The following is a 16,113-nucleotide window of genomic DNA, read 5'->3' as shown; positions in this document are numbered from 1 at the left end:
GCCCCAGCACACCAGCCCCCAGACACCCCCGACTCAGCCGCGGGCGTGGCCCCCGAGGGTGAGTGGCGCGTGGCGGTTGACGTCCTTGTACAGCAGGTAGCGGAATGGCTTTGGCCCGCCGGCGTAGCAGGCCTGAGGGCAGAACGCTCTGAGCCACATGAAGTCGCCCTCCTGGACCTCGACCCAGTCCTCGTTGAGCCGATAGACGGCCTGGCCTTCGAGGACGTAGAGGCCGTGCTCCATCACGTGGGTTTCCGCGAAGGGGATGATGCCGCCCGGTTGGAAGGTCACCACGGTCACGTGCATGTCGTGCCGGAGGTCCGCAGGGTCGACGAAGCGCGTCGTCGCCCATCGGCCCTCCGTGTCCGGCATGGGCGTGGGCTCGATGTCCCGGTCGCTCGTGACGAACGACGTCGGGCGATCGAGCCCTGCGACCTCCTGGTACCTTTTCCTGATCCACATGAATCGTGCGGGTGACTCCTCATGGTTGTGAACCGACCAGTCGGCACCCGGGGCAAGAAACGCGTATCCTCCGTCCGTCAGTCGGTGGCTCTGTCCGTCGAGGGTCAGGTCGAGCGTGCCCTCGAGCAGGAACAGGACGGCTTCGGCGTCCGGATCTTCTTCCGGTCTGTCCGAGCCCCCGCCCGGGGAAACCTCGACCATGTACTGGGAGAAGGTCTCCGCGAAACCGGTCAGCGGGCGCGCGAGCACCCAGAGGCGGGTGTGTTCCCAAAAAGGCAGGACCGAGGCCACGATATCCCGCTGGGTGCCGCGGGGGATGACGGCATAGGCCTCGCGGAAGAGCGCACGGTCGGTGAGCAGATCGGTCTGCGGGGGATGGCCGCCGTGGGTGGCCCAATAGGTGCGATCGCTCATGGTGTCTCTCCTGTCGTCGGTGGTGCTGCGGGCCCGGGCACCGCCACGGACCGGACGGTCTGCCGATCCAGTCCGGCGCGGGCCAGGTCGTCCTCGGTCACGGCCCCGCAGAGAAGCCCACGGTGCACGTATACCGCCAGGGCACGGGCCGTGGCCGGTTCGTCCGCCACATCCGCGGCCTCGATGCCCGGAACGGAACGACCCGAATAGGCCACGAGTCGTCGGGCCGCATCGGGGAATGCACGTCGGTAGAAGTCATACGTCGCGAGGTATCGAGTCGCGAGTTGATGAGCGTGCAGGTCCCAACCCTGATAGATGCCCCGACGCAGGGAACGGCGGACCAGTCGCGCGTGCAGCGCCCACGTCCTCGACCGCTGGTCCGCGTCCCCGACGGGGAGCTGATTGGTAGAACCGTCCGACAGGTGCACGCCCGTCCCGGCGACCGCGACCTGCATGACGTTCTTGGCGTGGTCGGCGGCCGGATGCTCCAGGGACTGGAATTCCCCGGAGATCCCGAGCGACGCCGAGTAGTCGTACGTGCCGTAATGCAGGGAGGACACTCGACCTTCGGCGGCCCGGAGCATCGCAGGAATCGGGCAGGTGCCGTCCAGTCCCAGGATCATCGGGGCCGTTTCCATCTGGATCTCGAATGCGAGCCGACCGAGCGGCAAGCCGAGGGCGTCTTCGAGCGCGCGGCAGGCCTCGACCATGACCCGCACCTGGTCCGTGTCGGAAACCTTGGGCAGGGTCAGGACCAGGCCGGGCGGAAGACCGTCCGCGCTGACACCCGCCTCGGCCAGACCGCCCTCGCGCACCAACGTGGTGAGGAACAGGTCCAGGGACCGGAGCCCGCGGTGGCGCGTCGACGCCTCGAAGCTCTTGAACCGGATGCCCGCGCAGGCCGGGGCCGGGGAGAGCTCGTGGTGCCTGTTGAGTGCAAAGGCCGCCACGGTGCGTGCGGCTTCGACGGCGGCGTCGTCCTCCTCCGCATCGGAGCGCAGCCCGAAGCCGTCTTCGAGGTCCAGGCGGAGGTCTTCGACGGGTTCCGTGCGCAGTTTCTCGGCCACGCGGTCGACGACGTCGTCGGAACCCTCGCGATCGATCTCGGCAAGTTCGGCCAGGACGCCCAGGCCACCGGCGGCCTCGGCGGCGTCGAGGGCCGCCCGGCCCCACTCGGACGGCGTCTGTTCGTTGACCAGATCGGCGGGTACGTAGCACGTGTGGACGGGTTGTCGTCTGCCGGTGTCTCCCGGAAAGAACCGTTCGAGGTCGGCGTCCGTGCCAGCGAGCAACCGGTCGGCTCGGGCAGCGAATTCTTCCGGCAGACTTCCTCTGCTCATGCCGGCCTGGGCCCGGACCGCCGCGTCCTGCGCGGCAATGGGCCCGTTCACTCGGATCCCTCCATCAACTGGTATGCGGGCAGCGTCAGGAAGTCGGGGTAGTCCTCACGCAGAACCATGTCGGCGATCAGTCGGCCCGCCGGGACGAACCACTTCTCGAAGTTCTCGGCGTCGATCTCTCCCCGGAGCACCTCGAGCTGCCGGTCGAGCGCGTCCGAGACGAGTTCCCTCGTCGCGGTGTTCCCGGTGTCGGAGTACACCACCGAGTTCTTGATCTGCTGCCAGACCTGGGACCGTGAGATCTCCGCGGTGGCCGCGTCCTCCATCAGATTGTGGATCGCGACGGCGCCATTGCCGGAGAGCCAGACGGCGATGTACTTGATCGCGACGTACAGGTTGTCGTTCATCTCCGCCTCCGTGCGGGCGTTCCCGGCGGAGGGAACATCGAGCAGCTGGTCCGCGGTGACCTCGACATCCGGTCGTTGACGGTCGACCTGGTTGGGGCGATCACCCAGCACGTCGTCGAAGACCTCCCTGCACACCGGAACCAGGTCCGGGTGGGCAACCCACGAACCGTCGAAGCCGTCGCCCGCTTCCCGAGTCTTGTCACTGCGAACCTTGTCGAAGGCCGCACGGTTGACCTCCTCATCCTTGCGCGAAGGAATGAAGGCCGCCATACCGCCCATCGCAAAGGCGTTGCGCTTGTGGCAGGTCTGCACGAGCAGATCCGTGTAGGCCCGCATCAAGGGCGAGGTCATGGTCACTGAGGAGCGATCGGCGAGGATGAACTTCTCGCCGGCATCCCGGAAGTACTTGATGATCGAGAACAGGTAGTCCCACCGTCCGGCATTCAACCCTGACGCGTGGTCGCGCAATTCGTAGAGAATCTCGTCCATCTGGAATGCTGCTGGAATGGTCTCGATGAGCACGGTGGCCCGGATGGTCCCGTGGTCGATACCCAAATACTTCTCGGCGAAGGTGAAGACGTCGTCCCAGAGGCGGGCCTCGAGGTGGGACTCCATCTTGGGCAGGTAGTAGTAGGGGCCCTCGCCGTTGTCGAGCAACTGTTGGGCCGTGTGGAAGAAGTGCAGCCCGAAGTCTGTCAGGGCACCGATCCCGGTTCGGCCGTCGACCGTGATGTTGTTTTCGGGGAGGTGCCAACCGCGGGGCCTGACGACGACGACCGCCCGCGGCCCATCCTCGCGCAATGCGTATTCCTTGCCCTTGGCCGACGTGTACCGAAGGGATCCCCGGGCGGCGTCGCGCAGGTTGGCGACGGATTCGATCTGGTTGTGCCAGCTCGGGCTCGCGGCGTCCTCGAGGTCCGCGAGCCAGACCTTGGCGCCCGAATTCAGGGCGTTGATGGCCATGTTCGGTGGGGACGCCGGGCCCGTCATCTCGACCCTGCGGTCACGGAGTGCCTCCGGGGCGGGGGCCACCGTCCAATCGCTCTCGCGTACGCTCCGGGTCTCCGGGAGGAAGTCGAGGGCCCCCTGCTCGACCGCCTTGCGTCGCTGGACCTCCCTCTGGTCCAGGAGCTCGTTGCGGCGGTCGGCGAATTCCTGGTGCAGGGCTTCGACGAAGGCGAGGGCCTCGTCGGTGAGGATCTCGTCCGCAACGGGAAGGTTGTCCGGTGTGCTGTGGGAGATGGTCATGATGTCCTCCTGATCTGTGGTTTGTTGCGCTTGGTCTTCAGCGCCGCGAGTGGGAGCGGGCGGTCGTCTCGACGGCGTCGGCGACGGCCTGGGAGACCGCGGGATCGAAGACGCTCGGAACGATGAAGTTCGGATTCCGTTCTTCTTCGTCCACGCAGTCGGCGATGGCCTGCGCGGCGGCGACCAACATGTCCTCGGTGATGTCGGTCGCGCCGGCGTCGAGCAGACCGCGGAAGAGACCCGGGAAGGCCAGGACGTTGTTGATCTGATTCGGGTAGTCGCTGCGCCCGGTGGCCACCACGGCGGCGTGCTTGGCGGCCTCGACGGGATCGACCTCGGGGTCCGGGTTGGCCATGGCGAAGACGACGGCGTCGTCGGCCATGGTCGCGATGTCCTCGCCGGAGAGCAGATTGGGTGCCGAGACGCCGATGAAGACGTCCGCTCCCTCGACGGCTTCCTTGAGCGATCCGCTGAAACCGTTCTTGTTGGTGTTCTCGGCGAGCCATTGACGGTGCGGGTCCGTATAGGTCTCGCCGGCGTGGATGGCTCCGTGGCGAGAGCAGGCGATCACGTTGGCCACACCGTTGGCCAGGAGAAGCTGCACGATCGCGTTGCCGGCGGCACCGACGCCCGAGACGACGACCTTGACGTCCTCGACCTTCTTCCCGACCTCGCGCAACGCGTTGTAGAGGGCGGCGAGCGTGACGATCGCCGTGCCGTGCTGATCGTCGTGGAACACCGGGATATCGAGTTCTTCCCGCAACCGGGCCTCGATCTCGAAGCACCGTGGCGCGGCGATGTCCTCCAGGTTCACGCCGCCGTAGACCGGGGCGAGTGCCTTGACGGTCCGGATGATTTCCTCCGTGTCCGTCGTATCGAGGCAGACGGGCCAGGCATCGACTTCGGCGAAAGCCTTGAAAAGTGCCGCCTTGCCTTCCATGACGGGGAGCGCGGCGGCGGGACCGATGTCGCCGAGGCCCAGAACGGCGGTTCCGTCCGTGACCACCGCGACCGTGTTCCGCTTGATCGTGAGACGCCGTGCGTCTTCCGGATTCTCGTGGATGGCGGTGCAGACGCGAGCGACGCCGGGAGTGTAGGCGCGGGACAAGTCATCACGGTTCCGCAGGGAGACTCGGGGAGTGACCTCGATCTTGCCGCCGAGGTGGATCAGGAAGGTCCGGTCGGAGATGTGGTGGACGGCGACGCCGTCGAGGGCGTTGATCGCGTCCAGGACTTCGTCCCGGTGTTCTGCGTTGGACACGTTGCAACTGATGTCCACGATCACGCTGTCGGCGTGGGACTCCACGACGTCGAGGGCGGTCACTTGGGCGCCGGCGCCCGAGGCAGCGGTGGTGATCTCACTCGTCGACGTGAACGATGCGGGCGCCTCGATGCGCAGCACCATGGAATATCCGGGGCTGGGATTGGGCATGGGGGTATGTTTCCTTCCGTGAAGCGGGGGATGACTCACCCTCCGCAGAATCCGTATTGTGGAAAAACAATTCCATTTAGTGAACTCTAAATGTAGTATGCAACACATGACAAGAGTTTTTGAAATATGATTCTCGGGTTGCCGGTCTCGGAACCCAGCCATTCCGGGGGATCGGCGGACCGCCAGAAATTCCGGGCCGGGGCTGGACCGGGCTGGACCGGAGTGAACCACCACCGTGCGGTGACCATACAAAGGAGTATCCATGACAGAAAGCAAGACCACGGGCGGTGTCCAATCCGTCGAGCGCGTCTTCGATCTGCTCAACATCATTACGGCGTCCGGCGGAGAGAGCTCGCTGAGCGAGCTGGCCGCCAAATCCGAGTTGCCCCTGCCCACGATCCACAGGTTGCTCAGGACTTTGGTTTTCCTGGGGTACGTGCGGCAGCTTCCCAACAGGAGCTACGCCCTGGGGCCGGGCCTGATACGGCTCGGATACACGGCGAGTCTGCAACTGGGTGCCTACGCGCAACCCGTTCTCAGGAGGATCGTCGACCAGCTCGGTGAGTCCGCCAATATGGCGATGCTGGACGGTCACATGGTCGTCTACGTCGGCCAGGCGCAGTCCTCGCAATCGATGAGGACGTTCACCGAGGTCGGGCGCCGGGCCCACGCGCACGACACCGGCGTCGGGAAGGCCATTCTCGCCACGCTGCCCGAGTCCCAGGTGGTCTCGATCGTTTCGTCGATGGGCATGCCGACGCCGACGAAGAAGAGCCTGGGCACCATGGAGGACCTGCTCGCGGACCTCGAGAAGATCCGCGAGCGGGGGTACGCGATCGATGACGAGGAGCAGGAGGTCGGCGTGCGCTGCTTCTCCATGGCCCTTCCCGAGGCGCCGACGCCGACGGCCATTTCGGTCTCCGGTCCCGTGTCCCGGGTCGATTGGGACTTCGGGGAGCGCGCGGTGCCGCTGCTGCGCGAAGCCGCGGACGAGCTCTCCGCCCATTTCGCGCAGGTCGGCTGAGCGGCGTCGGGCCGGAGAGTTCCGGCCCGACGCCCTGCCGCCAGGGACCGCCCCGATCACGTCCGCTCGTTCGACGTCTGGGTCGGCGGGTCGATGACGGGTGATTCCACCACCTGGCCCGATGCCGTGACACACGGGACCTCGACGCCGCTCGCGTCCACGATCTTGCCGTCCCGCACGACGTCGCCCTCGTGCAGTCGTCCCCGAAGTTGTTCGAGGGCTTCGATGGGTACGAATCGTGGGGGAGCGGAGGCGAAGACCGAGCTCTCGCCGGCCGGCGGATTGCCCAGCTTCAATTCGTTGAACAAGAGGTTCAGCAGGACCGCGACGACGGCCGCCGAGCTGATCCCAGAGTGGAAAATCGTCTCGAACCAGGACGGGAATCCGCTGTAGATGTCCGGTTTGACCACCGGAAGCAGTCCGACTCCCAGCGAAGCCGAGACGATGATCAGATTCGAGGTGCCCTCGTACTCGACCGTGCTCAGCGTCCTGATGCCTGAGGCGGCAACCGTGCCGAACAAGACGATTCCCGCCCCGCCCAGGACGGGAGGCGGAACCGCGGCAACCACGCGCCCGAGCACCGGGAGCAGCCCCAGCACGAGCATGATCACGCCACCGCAGGTCACCACGAACCGGGATTTGACCCCGGTGATGGCGACCAGACCCACATTCTGTGCGAAGGCGGATTGAGTGAATCCGTTGAAGACGGGGGCGGCGAAGGATGCAGCCATGTCGGCCCGGAGGCCGTCGCCGATGCGTCGCCGGTCGACCCGGCTTCCGACGATCTGCCCGACGGCCAGCACGTCCGCCGTGGTTTCGGTGAGGATCACCAGCATCACGATGGTCATCGAGACGATGGATGCCAGGTCGAAGGTCGGCAGCCCGAAGGCGAACGGCTGCGGAAAAGCGAAGACGGCGCCCTGACCGACATCGGAGAAGTCCGCCATGCCGAGCAGGGTTGCCACCACGGTGCCCAGGACGATTCCGACCAGGATGGACAGTCGAGAGACGGCCGCGCTGCCGACTTTCGACAGCAGCAGGATGATGAGCAGTGTGATGCCCGCCAGGCATACGCTCTTGACGATCGTTGAGGAGTCCCCCGAGGCCGCGACGTCGGCGCCACCCATGATCCATTCGCCCGCGGTGGGGAACAGGGACAGGCCGATGGTCGTGATCACGACGCCGGTCACGACCGGTGGGAAGAATCGGATGATCCGGGCGAAGAACGGTGCGATCAGGAAACCGATGAATGCGGAGACCATCACGGCCCCGAAGACCGCCTGGATTCCTCCGTTCCCCGTGACGATGGCCGTCATGGTCGCCACGCTCGCGAACGACGTGCCCTGGACCAACGGCAATTGCGAGCCGAAGAACGGAATGCCGAAGGACTGCAGAACGGTGGCCAGGCCACCGATGAACAGGCAACAGGCGACGAGGAGCGCCTGCTCGCCTCCGGACAGTCCTGCGGCGCCGCCGACGATCAGGGGCGGGGCAATGATTCCGCCGTACATCGTCAGGACGTGTTGGAAACCGTAGCCGAAGCTCGCGCCGACGCCGAGATACTCGTCCTCGGAGCGCGGGCTGCTTCCGGCCTGGATCTGTGTGGACATGGGAATGACCTTCCTTGTGCATCGTCCGGGTAAGAAAAAGGCCGTGCCCCGTCCGTCAGGGACGGGGCACGGCCCCTCTCGCCGGTCGGTTCAGCAGAACCCTGCGATTCCGTCCCAGGCTGCTTCCGCCTCCGGGGCGTCTTCACGGCGGATCGTCGCCTCGATCAGGCCGTAGGGCCGGTCGGCGGCGTAGTGGGTCTCGTTGTTGTTCGACTCCCCGCAGAAGCCCAGGTCGTAGACGAAGTGGTGCTTGTTGGGGCAAGAGAACTTGATCTCGTCGATCTCCGGGTGGGCCTCGATCACGGCCTGACCCATGAGGTACAGCGTCTCCTGAAGGGCGCGCGAGTAGTGGTCCGTGAACTTGTCCAGGATGATGGACTTGACGTCTTCGTAGGCGGCGTCGTAGTCGACGTCGTCGGTGTTGTACCTCCACCTGGTCGCGATGTCGGTCGAGAGGACGCGGTCCTCGGTCTCCGGGAGGGTCGTGTACTGATCCTTGGGATAGCCGACGAACCCCGACTCCGTGGACTTGAGCACCGTCAGGCCCTTGAATCCGGAGATCACCGTGCGTTGATCGCCGTCGGCCACGACAACCGCCGTGCGAATCTCGTCCTTGTTCTGGACGAAGCAGTGGTCGTGGTCGTTGATCCTGGCCCACGCGTGTTCATCGGCCGCCCAGCGTCCGCCGCTGACCCAGTCGAATTCCGAGGTGAAATGGTCCGCGAGGATCCCGAGGTAGTCCTCTGGGGTGGTGATGTCGTGCTTCTGGGCCAACGCGAACACGGTGTTCTTCTGGGTGTCCGTTGCCACGCAGTGCGCGTTGTCGCCGTGCGTGTGCACGGCGTCGAAGTCGCCTCGCAATTGGGAGGTGACCACGAGGTCGCGGAGCGTGTGTCGGTCCGTGGTGCGGTTGACCCGCACCACGTGGTTCTCGGCCTTGCCGTACTGGGTCTTTCCGAGGACAACGTTGGTCATGGTGTTCTGCTCCTGCTGCATTTTCGTTGGATGGGGTGGACCGGCAATCGTCGACGAGGGGTCGGCTCCTGGGTCAACTGCCGCGGTATGTGGAATACGCGTACGGGCTGAGCAGAAGAGGCACGTGGTAGTGCCCCTGCTGTTCCTGCACCGTGAAATCCACCGCGACGAACGGGTAGAACGTCTCCAGGCCCTGCCCGGAGAAGTACGGTTCGGTCGCGAAAATGATCCGGTAATGGCCGGATTCCAGGGTCTCTGGGCCGAGGTCGTTGACCCGGCCGTCCTCGTTGGTGGTGGCCGCGGCGATTTCCTCGCCGGAGCCTCGGAGGAGCGTCACGTCGATTCCCGCGGCGGGTCGGCCGTGGACGGAATCGAGGACGTGGGCGGAAATGAAGCTCATGAAAGCATCCCTTCGATACGCAGGACGGCGATCTCGCGCAGCTGCTCGGCCACTTCGACGCGCTCTGCCGTGGGGGAGTTGTTCAGGCGCCGGTGGAGTTCGGACAAGATTTCCTCGTGCGAACGACCTGCGGCGCGGATCAGGAAGACGTGGCCGAAGCGGTCTTCGTAGTCCCTGTTGCCGGCGGCGAGGGATGCACGGGTCGATTCCGACGACGGGCCAAGACTGGCTTGCTCGGACCGGGAATGCTTGGCCTCCTCGGACTCCGATTCGTCCCGCTGACCGATTTTCGGATGGTGGGAGAGGGCTTGGTCGATCTCGGCGTCGGTGAACGGGTGGGCCGCGCGTCGGGCGACCTCGACGACGTCCGAGACCGAGCCGTACGGCCTGGCCGACACGATCTCCCCGACCCAGCGGGGAATGTCCAGGGCGGGCCCGATGGCCTCTGCCGCGGAGGCTGGATCGAGAGCGTTGAACTCCGTGAGTCTCATCGACACCTCCCGTTGCCAGATTTCGGATCGTGAAACTTAAATTCCATTGCTAATCAGTGAACTGGATCACGAGCGGGAAGTCAAGGGGCGGGCGGGGATTTTCGAGGAGTTTAAATAAGGGAGCAGCGGATCGCTGGAGTGAGGGCTGTCGGCAAGGGCCAAGCGCCGGGAGCGTACGGGGGTCCTGCTGAGATTGAGTGGCGGCTACCCGATGTGGCGGCGTTTTCCGTCGTTACGAGGCGGTTAGGCCGCCACCTAACGTCGGCAACCGCCCCTCAATCGGGAAAACGCCTCGCAGTGCCCCAGCTCGAGCCCCTGCCGACAGGGGGAGCGGTGGTCGACCCATGCCGAGGTGGCAGTTTTGTGCGGTTTCGGGTCGAAATTCCGCACAGAACTGCCACCTCGCGCGCTTGGAGGCCTGCCGCGAATGAAGGCTTCAGCTTTGCATCTCTTCGGCAACGGATCACGGCCAGGCGATGTCCTGAGCGAGTGCCGCGACCACGCTGATCGCGATGACCGCGGGGGACTTGCCGTCGATACCGGAAATCCCGATGGGGCAGGTGATGCGGTCGATGTCGGCATCCTCATGGCCCTGCTCCCGCAACCGCTTCCTGAATCGGGCCCACTTGGCCGAGGACCCGATCAGACCCACCGAGGCAAGGTCGTCCCTCCCCAGAGCCGTATCGCAGAGGATGAGGTCCTCGGCGTGGTCGTGGGACATGATGAGCACGTGACTGTCCGGGGGAAGATCCTTGAGCACGGTTTCGGGGGCGGGCGCATGGTGCACCCGGAGTCTCGCCGGTCCGTCGGCCGACTCCAGAGCCCGGGCCGCGTCGACGGCGACCTGCCGGCTGTCCGCAAGATGAACCGTGACGGGAAGACGGGACAGCAACCGGACAATCTCGGTTCCCACGTGCCCGGCCCCGAAGATCGCCACGACCGGCGGTGCGGCGATGGGCTCGAAGAGAACCTCGACCTTCCCTCCACAGCACTGTCGGCCGTAGCGCGTCGTCGTGTGTTCGGTCAGCGACATCTCTTCGGTCCGGGGCTCGGCCTCGCCGTCACGCAACATGCGGTGAGCGCTGTCGGTGACGGTGGCTTCGAGATTGCCCCCGCCGATGGTGTCCCACGTCCGGTCCGCGGACACGACCATTTTGGTTCCTGCTGCTCTCGGGGCATGGCCGCGCACCGAGGTCAGGGTCACCAGGATCCCGCTCGTGCCCTCGGACGTGAGGGACTCGAGGCCGGTGAGCCACTCCATCAGACCGACTCTGTCTCTGGCTGCGGCGATTGGGGCGGCCGACCCGTCCGGACAGACGACGTTGCCTGATTGCTCTTCGGATCCGTGGTGGGTTCGGGCTTGGCCGCTTGGGGGCCCGCTCCCGGTGCCGTGCCGACCTCTTGTTTCTCCTTTTCGGCGCGCTCGGATTCTCCTTCGGGCTCCGCGCCTCGGACCTCCTGGATCGCCCAGAAGACTTTCTCGGGGGTGGACGGGCATCCGAGATCCACCTCCGCACCCTCCGGGCCGAAGGCTTCCACGGCAGTCCGGAGGGCTTCGCGCACGCTCATGGCGAGCATCAGGGGCGGCTCGCCGACGGCCTTCGAACCATAGACGACGCCGGTTTCCGTCGCCCGCTCATACAGGTGCACGTTGAACTCCTCGGGCAGTTCCGAAAAGCTCGGGAGCTTGTACGTACTGGCGGCCTGGGTCGCGAGACGGCCGCGTCGGTCGCCGTCGGAGGTGTCCCACCGCAGTTCCTCCAGGGTCAGCCAGCCGGTGCCCTGGACGAAGCCGCCCTCGATCTGGCCGACGTCCACGAGGGGCGACAGGGAATCGCCGACGTCGTGGACGATGTCGGTGCGCAACACGCGGTAGGAACCGGTGAAGGCCTCGACCTCGACCTCGGTGGCCGCCGCGCCGTAAGCGTAGTACTTGAAGGGGGAACCGCTCATGGTCGAGGAGTCCCAGTGGATGCCCTCCGTGCGGTAATAGCCGGCTGCGAAGAGCTGCACGCGCTGCATGTAGGCGTCCGAGACGACCTCCTCGAAAGGTACGGGGTCCTTGCCCATCGCGGCGACGCCGTCGTCATCGAACCTGATGTCGTGTGGGTTCGCGCCGAAAATGCCGCCGGCGACCTGAGCGAGTCGTTCTCGGATCTGTTCGCACGCGTTCTTCACGGCCCCACCATTGAGGTCAGCGCCGGAACTCGCGGCGGTCGCCGAGGTGTTCGGGACCTTGTCGGTACGGGTCGGCGCCAGCCGGACGCGGTCCAGACGCACACCCAGGGTGGTCGCCGCGACCTGACGCATCTTCGTATGGAGACCTTGCCCCATCTCGGTTCCGCCGTGGTTGATGAGCACCGAGCCGTCCTTGTAGACGTGCACCAGGGCACCGGCCTGGTTGAATGCGGCGAAGTTGAAGGAGATGCCGAATTTGACCGGCGTCATCGCGAGCGATCGCTTGGTGTCCGTGTGGGCGGCGTTGTACTCGGCGATCTCGGCCTTCCGGCGCACGACGTCGGCCCTCTCGGACAGCGTCCCCCAAATATCGGGGAGCCTTTCGGCGTGACGCACGAGCTGGCCGTACGGCGTGGTGTCGCCCGGCTGGTAGAAGTTGCGACGCCGCAACTCGCCCGCGTCGATTCGGAGCAGTGGGGCGCACCGGCCGAGAATGTTTTCCAGGACCAGCATCCCTTGGGGCCCACCGAATCCGCGGAACGCCGTCTGGGAGGTCTTGTTCGTTTTCGCGATCCGTCCGTGCACGTGGATGTTGGGCACCATGTACGCGTTGTCGATGTGGCACATGGCCCTGGAGAGAACCGGTTCGGACAGGTCCATGGCCCATCCGCCGTCGGCGGTCAGCGTCGCATCCAGGCCCGTGATGCGGCCCTGGTCGTCGAAGCCGATATCCCATTCCGCGTGGAAGGGGTGGCGCTTGCCGGTCATGGTGATGTCCTGGGTCCTGGTCAGACGGAGGCTCACGGGTTTGCCCGTTCGGACCGCCGCCAGGGCCGCGACGGCTGCGAGCCCGTGCGGCTGCATCTCCTTGCCGCCGAAGGCCCCGCCCATCCGGAGGGACTGGACCGTCACCTCGTGACTCGACAGGCCGAGCACGTGGGCCACGATCTCCTGGGTCTCTGTCGGATGCTGGGTCGACGAATTGACGAGGACCTGCCCGGATTCGTCCACCCTGGCGAAGGACGCGTGGGTCTCCAGGTAGAAGTGCTCCTGGCCGCCGAACTCGAAGGTCCCACGGAAGCGATGCGTGGCCTTCTCCAACGCTTCGTCGGGCTCGCCGCGTTCCATGACGTGCTGCGGCCCCTGGAAGCTGGCCGCGTCGATCGCTTCCGGGAGGGTGACGATCGAGGACAACGGCTCGTACTCGGCCTCGACCGCTTCGGCGCCTCGCCGTGCGGCCTCCGTCGTCTCGCCGATGACCCAACAGATCGCGTGGCCGAAGTACATGACCTCGGACGGGAACAGGGGCTCATCGTGCTTGACGCCGGCGTCGTTGAGGCCGGGGACGTCGTCGGCCGTCAGGATCTCGACGACGCCCGGAACCTTCCTGGCTGCGTCGGTGCTCAACTTCGTGACCAGTGCGTGCGCGTGGGCGGACTGGACCGGCCAGGCGTGCAGGCTGCTCTTGTCCCTCGTGGCCAAATCATGCGTGTACAGGGCTTCGCCGGTGACGTGCTGCGCGGCGCTCTCGTGCGCGACTCTCGTCCCGACGCCGGCCGGACTCGGGTCGGCGGGTGCGTGCGTGACTGTCTTCATGAGTTCGCTCCTACGAATTCGGAGGGTCGGAATTGGGCGTAGAACCGGAGTACAGACTGCTCGAGCATCGAGGACCTGTACCTGGAGCTGGCACGGTGGTCGTCCATGGGCGTGCTCTCGGCGGTCATGAGCGACGACGCCTCGCGGACCGTTTCCTCGGTCCACGGCTTGTTGACCAGGTACTGTTCGGCGGCCTCCGCCCGGATGGGTGTCGCCGCGACGCCTCCCATACCGATCCGGATCGATGAGATGCGGCCGTCGTCCACCTGCATCGCAAACGCCGTGGACACGGAGGAAATGTCGTCGAATCTCCGTTTGGCGACCTTGTAGAACGCCGTGGTTTCGGACAGGGGCAGGGGAATACGGATGGCCCGGATGAATTCCCCGGATTTCCGGACGGTTTGCCGGTATCCGGTGAAGTACTCGGAGATCGGGACGGTGCGTTCGCCGTCGGTCGAGTACAGGACGAGTGAAGCATCCAGCGCCAGGAGCACGGGCGCCGAATCGCCGATGGGGGAACCGGTCCCGAGATTGCCGCCAAAGGTCGCACTGTTGCGGATGAGTCGTGAGGCGAACTGCGGGAAGAGCTGCGCGAGAAGGGGGATGCAACCGTCGAGGCGACGTTCGACCTCGGACAGGGTCAAAGCCGCCCCGATCTCCACATGGTCGTCTGCATAGAGGAGGGAGCGGAGTTCCTCGAGGTGGTCGATCGCGATCACGTTCTCGGGGCGCGTGTGACGGATGTTCGTCTCGACGCCGACGTCGGTCGATCCGGCCAGCAGCACGGCGTCGGGGGTTTCGGCGTATCGACCGGCCAGGTCATCGAGATCCTGGGGGCGGGCGAAGAGCGCTTCGCCGCTGCGGATCTCGCCGCGATCGACGACCGGCGCAGACGAGGACTGCCGGAGCGCCAGCGGGTCGTTGGCATCCGGGGTCGTCAACGCGTAGGCGGCGTCCTTGATCGGGCGGTATCCGGTGCACCTGCACAGGTTTCCGCTCAATGCGTGGAGGTCGAAGCCGTTCTCCCCGAGTTCGCCGGATGAGGCGGAGGTGGAGGTGGAGGTTGAGATGGAGGTTGGCGAGGTGGCGGATGGCGCAGCGGTTGGCGAAGCGGCGGCGGTGGGGGACGCGGCGGTTGGTGACGTGATGCTTTGCGAAGCGTCCGTGGGCGTCGTGGCGCTGGCAGGGGCCGCAACTGATGCCGCGGTGGCCGATGCGGGAGCACCGCCGGTCGGGGTCCGTTCGGGACGGTAGTACTCGGCGGCCATCGAACAGATGAATCCCGGCGTGCAGAATCCGCACTGCGAACCGCCCCGGTAAGCCATTTCTTTCTGAACCGGGTGCAGATTCTCCGCGGAGCCCGGGCCGGGGCTGGTCCCGAGACCTTCCGAGGTAACGACCTCCTGGCCATTGCAGGCCAGAGCGGGCACGAGGCACGCGTTGATCGAAGTCCACCGGGATGCCTCGTCGCCGTCGGGGCGTGCGATCAGTACCGCACATGCGCCGCACTCGCCCTCGGCGCATCCTTCTTTGGCGCCGGTCAGGCCGAGATTGCGGAGCCAGTCCAGCAGGTTGAGGTAAACCGGTACGTCGGTATCAACGTGCTGCTGTCCGTTGACGGTGATGCTGAATGAACCCATCATCACGTCCTCCTTGTTGTGGTGGTGTGAGAAAGCCTGGGGTCGGTGTGGTGTGTGCGAACCGGGGCGACCTGCACTTGTGGTGATGCCCCGCAAGGTGCCGTCCCCGTACCGATGGCCTGCGACCCGGTGGCCTGGGCCCCCGGTGGTCTGCGACCCAGTGGTCTGGGCCCCGGTGGTCAATGCCCGGTGGTCCACGACGTCGAAGTCGCATGATCTGCGGCCTCGTGAGGTGACATCCTCAGCGCCGCGGTTCCGCGACGACGTCGCGAGTCCATGCCGCGCTCCTCTACTATTGAGTGAGGCAAACCACTCCGACCCGTCCTGTGTGTGACCTGACTCTCTACAAATATGGATTTTCGGTCATCCTAGCACCGATAATGAAATTTGGAATCCACATCGCGGAAAACTGGTGAGTATTTCGGGTGCGTGCGCCGTGGGCGGGGTGTCGAGGTGGCACTGGCGTGCGGTTTCGGGCTGGTCGCTCCGTCGAGGTGGCAGTGGCGTGCGATTCCGGGCTGGTCGTTCCGTCGAGGTGGCACTGGCGTGCGATTTCGGGCCCGTCGTGCGGTCGAGGTGGCAGTGGCGTGCGGTTTTTGGGTCATTTTCGTCCCAAAATTGCCACTTCGCGGGTCGGGGGTGCACGGGATTGCCACCTCGTGGCGAGATCAGGGGCATGGTCGGGCCGAGGTGGCAGTGGCGTGCGATTTCGGACCGGTCGTTCCGTCGAGGTGGCACTGGCGTGCGATTTCGGACCCGTCGTGCGGTCGAGGTGGCAGTGGCGTGCGGTTTTTGGTCGATTTTCGTCCCAAAATTGCCACCTCGCGGGTCGGGGGTGCACGGGATTGCCACCTCGTGGCGAGATCAGGGGCGTAGGCGGGCCGAGGTGGCAGTGG

General features: G+C 65.8%; 12 protein-coding genes. 1 reads left to right on the top strand and 11 read right to left on the bottom strand.

The window, feature by feature from the left end:
• Positions 1-33 precede the first annotated feature (33 nt).
• From EWU68_RS12405 to EWU68_RS12390, 4 genes are read right to left on the bottom strand one after another with little or no spacing between them, the layout of a single operon-like run.
• Positions 34-876, bottom strand: coding sequence for a bifunctional allantoicase/(S)-ureidoglycine aminohydrolase (locus EWU68_RS12405; protein WP_129316453.1), 843 nt, complete (start codon positions 874-876; stop codon positions 34-36).
• A complete protein-coding gene (locus EWU68_RS12400) occupies positions 873-2,216 on the bottom strand; it encodes a DUF6986 family protein (protein WP_156265574.1) in 1,344 nt (447 codons plus the stop codon). The genes EWU68_RS12405 and EWU68_RS12400 overlap by 4 nt, the downstream gene beginning before the upstream one ends.
• A 47-nt stretch (positions 2,217-2,263) precedes the next feature.
• Positions 2,264-3,871, bottom strand: coding sequence for a malate synthase A (aceB, locus tag EWU68_RS12395; RefSeq protein WP_129316451.1), 1,608 nt, complete (start codon positions 3,869-3,871; stop codon positions 2,264-2,266).
• A 37-nt stretch (positions 3,872-3,908) separates the two neighbouring features.
• Positions 3,909-5,303, bottom strand: a complete 1,395-nt coding sequence (locus tag EWU68_RS12390) for an NAD-dependent malic enzyme (protein WP_129316450.1) — start codon at positions 5,301-5,303, stop codon at positions 3,909-3,911.
• 262 nt (positions 5,304-5,565) lie between these two features.
• Between EWU68_RS12390 and EWU68_RS12385 the strand changes: the two genes are divergently transcribed.
• Positions 5,566-6,327 carry an IclR family transcriptional regulator gene (locus tag EWU68_RS12385; protein ID WP_129316449.1) on the top strand — a complete coding sequence of 254 codons (762 nt, stop codon included), beginning with the start codon at positions 5,566-5,568 and terminating at the stop codon, positions 6,325-6,327.
• A gap of 56 nt (positions 6,328-6,383) precedes the next feature.
• Here the strand turns inward: EWU68_RS12385 and EWU68_RS12380 are convergent, their stop codons facing one another.
• The 7 genes from EWU68_RS12380 to EWU68_RS12350 form a co-directional block, all read right to left on the bottom strand.
• Entirely contained in the window at positions 6,384-7,937 is a 1,554-nt protein-coding gene (locus EWU68_RS12380) for a nucleobase:cation symporter-2 family protein (RefSeq protein WP_129316448.1), read from the bottom strand.
• Between the two features lie 90 nt (positions 7,938-8,027).
• Positions 8,028-8,912, bottom strand: coding sequence for a factor-independent urate hydroxylase (gene pucL, locus EWU68_RS12375; RefSeq protein WP_129316447.1), 885 nt, complete (start codon positions 8,910-8,912; stop codon positions 8,028-8,030).
• Positions 8,913-8,985: 73 nt separating this feature from the next.
• Positions 8,986-9,312 carry a hydroxyisourate hydrolase gene (gene uraH, locus EWU68_RS12370; protein WP_129316446.1) on the bottom strand — a complete coding sequence of 109 codons (327 nt, stop codon included), beginning with the start codon at positions 9,310-9,312 and terminating at the stop codon, positions 8,986-8,988.
• Positions 9,309-9,803 (bottom strand): 2-oxo-4-hydroxy-4-carboxy-5-ureidoimidazoline decarboxylase, encoded by a 495-nt coding sequence (gene uraD / locus EWU68_RS12365; protein WP_129316445.1) that lies wholly within the window; start codon positions 9,801-9,803, stop codon positions 9,309-9,311. The genes uraH and uraD overlap by 4 nt, the downstream gene beginning before the upstream one ends.
• 463 nt (positions 9,804-10,266) lie before the next feature.
• A complete protein-coding gene (gene xdhC / locus EWU68_RS12360) occupies positions 10,267-11,064 on the bottom strand; it encodes a xanthine dehydrogenase accessory protein XdhC (RefSeq protein WP_129316444.1) in 798 nt (265 codons plus the stop codon).
• Positions 11,064-13,577 carry a xanthine dehydrogenase molybdopterin binding subunit gene (gene xdhB, locus EWU68_RS12355; protein WP_129316443.1) on the bottom strand — a complete coding sequence of 838 codons (2,514 nt, stop codon included), beginning with the start codon at positions 13,575-13,577 and terminating at the stop codon, positions 11,064-11,066. The genes xdhC and xdhB overlap by 1 nt, the downstream gene beginning before the upstream one ends.
• Positions 13,574-15,217 carry a xanthine dehydrogenase small subunit gene (locus tag EWU68_RS12350; protein ID WP_202976725.1) on the bottom strand — a complete coding sequence of 548 codons (1,644 nt, stop codon included), beginning with the start codon at positions 15,215-15,217 and terminating at the stop codon, positions 13,574-13,576. The genes xdhB and EWU68_RS12350 overlap by 4 nt, the downstream gene beginning before the upstream one ends.
• Between the last annotated feature and the right edge of the window lie 896 nt (positions 15,218-16,113).

This window comes from Rothia koreensis, assembly GCF_004136575.1.
Lineage (GTDB): Bacteria > Actinomycetota > Actinomycetes > Actinomycetales > Micrococcaceae > Rothia > Rothia koreensis.
The sequence above is the reverse complement of the archived record's forward strand: the minus strand, read 5'-3'. Positions and strand labels throughout refer to the sequence as shown.